The organism is Arthrobacter sp. JCM 19049 (assembly GCF_001310435.1).
On the sequence record NZ_BAXF01000200.1, the window covers coordinates 1 to 3,804 of the forward strand.

A 3,804-nucleotide genomic window follows, 5' to 3' on the forward strand; every position below is an offset into this window, starting at 1 on the left:
ACCACCCGCAGCTGGTCGCCGGTGAGCAGGCGGCCACCACCGTGGCCGGGTATGAGCGTGCCGATGTGGTGCTCAACGGGATTACCGGGGCCATCGGGCTGAAGCCCACCCTGGCCGCACTTCAGGCCGGTCACCTGCTGGCGCTGGCCAACAAGGAATCCCTGATCATTGGCGGGCAGGTCGTCAAGGCCGCCGCCGCCCCAGGCAGATCGCCCCGGTGGACTCCGAACACTCCGCCCTGGCCCAGGCCCTGCGTTCGGGCACCCCCGATGAGGTGGCCAAGCTGATCGTCACCGCCTCCGGCGGACCGTTCGTCGGCTACAGCGTGAACAGCTGCGCGAGGTCAGCCCCGAGCAGGCGCTGGCGCACCCGACCTGGGACATGGGCCGGGTGGTCACCACGAACTCGGCGACCATGGTCAACAAGGCGCTGGAGGTCATCGAGGCGCACCTGCTCTTTGACGTACCGCTGGATCGGATCGAACCGGTTGTGCACCGCCAGTCGATCGTGCACTCAATGGTTCAGTTCATTGACGGTTCGGTGATCGCCCAGGCCTCCCCGCCGGACATGCGCCTGCCGATCGCGCTGGGCATGAACTGGCCGCACCGGGTTCCCGGGGCCGCGCAGGCCTGTGATTTCTCCACCGCCGCCAGCTGGACGTTCGAGCCGCTGGATGAGCAGGTGTTCACCGCGGTGCGCCTGGCCAAGCAGGCCGCGCAGGCCTCGGCCACGCACATGGCCGTGTACAACGCGGTGAACGAGGAAGCGGTGGACGCCTTCCACGACGGGCGCATCCGCTTCACCGACATCGTGGACACCATCGAACGGGCCTGGAGGCCTACCAGGCGCCGCAGCAGGCACCCAGCGCCGAGCTGGTGCTGGACACCGACCGCTGGGCGCGGTCCTTCGCCGGGAACTTCATCAAGGAGCTGGCATGAACACACTCATGTTCATTGGCGGGGTGCTGGTCATGGTGGTGGCGATCGCCGCCTCGATCGCCCTGCACGAGGTGGGGCACCTGCTGCCGGCCAAGAAGTTCGGGCTGCGGGTTCCGCAGTACATGATCGGCTTTGGCAAGACCCTGTTCTCCTTCAAGCGCGGGGAAACCGAGTATGGTCTCAAGGCGATCCCGCTGGGCGGCTACGTGTCCATGGTGGGCATGTACCGCCGCGCGCCCAGGCCGTGGCGGGCAAGAAGCCCGGGCTGATGACCCGCGCGTTCGGGCAGCTGATCGATGATGCCCGCTCCCAGGCCAACGAGCAGGTGGTGGACACCGACGCGGGCCGGATGTTCTACCAGCTGCCGATCCACAAGCGGATCATCATCATGCTCGGCGGTCCGCTGGTGAACCTGGTGATCGGCTTCGTGATGATTGCGATCGTGGTGATGGGTTTCGGAGTCTCCACCGCCACCACCACGGTGTCCGAGGTGTACCAGTGCATGGCCACCGCGCAGAACGCCGACGAGGCCCAGTGCGGTGCCAACGACCGGTCCGCCCCGGCCTACGCGGCCGGGCTGCGTCCGGGGGACACCATCACCTCGGTCAACGGCCAGCCGGTGGCCCACGATGAATGGTACGAGTTGACCGGAGTGATCCGCGAGCACCCGGGCCAGAGCATCGCCCTGGAGTATGAGCGGGACGGGACCAGCCACAGCACCACGCTGACCCCCTACCTGACCGAGCGTCCGCAGCTGGATCCCAACGGCTACCCGGTGAGCGGGGATGACGGCAAGGTGCTCACCGAGCAGGTGGGGTTCGTGGGGATGAGCTCCAGTGTCCAGAACCTGCCCCAGCCGCTCAGCGCGGTGCCGGCAGTGGTGGGCAACCAGCTGACGCAGATCGGCAACGTCATCCTGCACCTGCCCAGCGCCTGGTGGATGTGGCGCAGGCGGCCTTTGGCACCGAGGAACGCGACCCGAACGGGCCGGTGTCCGTGGTCGGGGTGGGCCGGATCGCCGGGGAAATCAACGCCTCGGACCAGTTGGGGCTGCAGGACAAGGTGGCCTCACTGATCTCGCTGATTGGCGGGCTGAACCTGGCGTTGTTCGCCTTCAACCTGATCCCGTTGCTGCCCCTGGATGGCGGGCACGTGGCCGGGGCGCTGTTCGAGGGCTCAAGCGCTTCTTCGCCCGGCTGCGCGGGCAGAAGGACGTGGCCCCGGTGGACACGCTGAAGCTGTTGCCGCTGACCTACGTGGTGGTGGTGGGCATGATGATCATGGGCGGGCTCTTAATATACGCGGACATCTTCAAACCCATCCAGATCTTCTAGGCGCCGTGCCGCTACGCTGAAACCATGAAAGTTTTTGCCGTTGAATACGTGTACGCCGAAGATTCCGAAGAACTGCGCAATGAGCACCGCCCGACCCACCGCGGGTACCTGTCCGAATTCCTTGAATCCGACGGTCCGGTGCAGCTGCTGGCCTCCGGGCCGTGCCCGATCACCGATGGGCGCTATTGATCATGCGGGCCGAGTCGGAAGAGGCGCTGCGCAAGGTGCTGGATGAGGATCCGTTCAACAAGACCGGCGCCCTGGACAAGACCGTGATCACCCAGTGGAATCCGGTCACCGGCCTGCTGAAGGAATACTCCTCGTAGGCCACAATCCTGCCTTTTCGGTGAACCGCTCGGTGCCTGGCGCACAGGTGCGGGAAATTCCCGGCCCATCAGCAATGGTGGGCCGGGAGTCCTGTTTTAACGCCCCCGCACCCCAGGGGGAACAGCCGATGCGGGTTAGGTGGGAAAACACCGTGAAATCCTCCCGGTGGTTGGCCGGGTCCGGGCTGCCCGGTAGCGTGCGGAGCACAGAAGGACGCACCGGCACCACCGGTGCGCCCCGGACCGACCGCGGAGGACCACCGGCCATGGCCACTGACATGCGCATCGATCAGGACAAACTGCATCAGTACCTCAGCGAGCACCTCTTGGGCTCCCGCTCCGGGCTCGAACACTTCAAGGCAGCCGTCGAAACATGGCAGGGCACGGCCAATGAACAGCGTCTGATCTCCCTGGAGAATCAGGTGCACGCCGACCAGGAGGACCTGAAGCGGATCATTGCCCAGCTGGGTTTCGAAGAGCACAAGGCCTTGAAGCTCTTTGCCCCTCTCGCCTGGGTCGTGGGGCGCTTTAACCCGTTCAACCCCTCCCGCATGCGACGGCTCTCGCTGGCCCAGGTGCAGCTGGATGTGCTGACCGGCCTGCTGAACGCCAAGCTGCGCATGTGGCGAACCCTGGAGCTGATGGTCCCCGAGGAGCCGCGGCTGGATCCGGAACTGCTGGCGGACCTGGCCCGGCGGGCCGAGGACCAGATCAGTCAACTGTGCGATATCAGCAACGACTCCTGGAAGGACCGCTTCATCGACAAGGGCTAGGCGCACAGCCGAGCAGGAAGCCGACCGTCCCGGCCAGGACGGTAAAGAACAGGAACAGGAGAGAACGAGCAATGGTGTTGCGTGCGAACGTGGTGGGTTCTGGACCCAATGGCCTGACCGCTGCGGCGGTGCTGGCCGAGCACGGGGTGCAGGTGCAGCTTTTCGAGCGCAACGCCGTGGTTGGCGGTGCCGCCGCCTCGGGCCACACCCTGGGTGATGATGTCACCGTCGACCTGGGCGCGGCGGCGCACCCCTTCGCCTACGGCAGCCCGGCATTCGCGCATCTGGGACTGACCGAGGCGGGGCTGGAGTGGGCGTTCCACGACTACCCGCTGGCCCACCCGCTGGACGGGGCCGACTCGGTGCTCCTGCACCGGGGCATGGAGGCAACGGTGCAGCAGTTCCCCCAGGATGCGCGGGCCTGGCGGGTACT

The 3,804-nt window shown here is 66.4% G+C and carries 4 protein-coding genes and 2 pseudogenes; all 6 read left to right on the top strand.

The features are described from left to right. A pseudogene (dxr, locus tag JCM19049_RS09395) lies at nt 1-938 on the top strand (1-deoxy-D-xylulose-5-phosphate reductoisomerase); the annotation flags it as partial. Then, nucleotides 935-2,272: pseudogene (locus tag JCM19049_RS23385) on the top strand (RIP metalloprotease). The pseudogenes dxr and JCM19049_RS23385, both read left to right, overlap by 4 nt. Nucleotides 2,273-2,296: 24 nt before the next feature. Then, entirely contained in the window at nt 2,297-2,461 is a 165-nt protein-coding gene (locus JCM19049_RS19870; protein WP_279402861.1) for a hypothetical protein, read from the top strand. A gap of 2 nt (nt 2,462-2,463) precedes the next feature. Next, on the top strand, nt 2,464-2,598 hold the full coding sequence (locus JCM19049_RS19875) for a hypothetical protein (protein ID WP_279402862.1): 135 nt from the start codon (nt 2,464-2,466) through the stop codon (nt 2,596-2,598). 266 nt (nt 2,599-2,864) lie between these two features. Beyond that, nucleotides 2,865-3,371 carry a hypothetical protein gene (locus JCM19049_RS09405; RefSeq protein WP_054821458.1) on the top strand — a complete coding sequence of 169 codons (507 nt, stop codon included), beginning with the start codon at nt 2,865-2,867 and terminating at the stop codon, nt 3,369-3,371. 71 nt (nt 3,372-3,442) lie between these two features. After that, a partial coding sequence (locus tag JCM19049_RS09410; protein ID WP_279402863.1) for an NAD(P)-binding protein occupies nt 3,443-3,804 on the top strand: 362 nt, incomplete at its 3' end.

Excerpts from the sequence above, each read along its gene's own strand:
- JCM19049_RS09405 (WP_054821458.1), top strand. The coding sequence starts at position 2,865 with ATGGCCACTGACATGCGCATCGATCAGGACAAACTGCATCAGTACCTC.
- JCM19049_RS19870 (WP_279402861.1), top strand. The coding sequence starts at position 2,297 with ATGAAAGTTTTTGCCGTTGAATACGTGTACGCCGAAGATTCCGAAGAA.
- JCM19049_RS19875 (WP_279402862.1), top strand. The coding sequence starts at position 2,464 with ATGCGGGCCGAGTCGGAAGAGGCGCTGCGCAAGGTGCTGGATGAGGAT.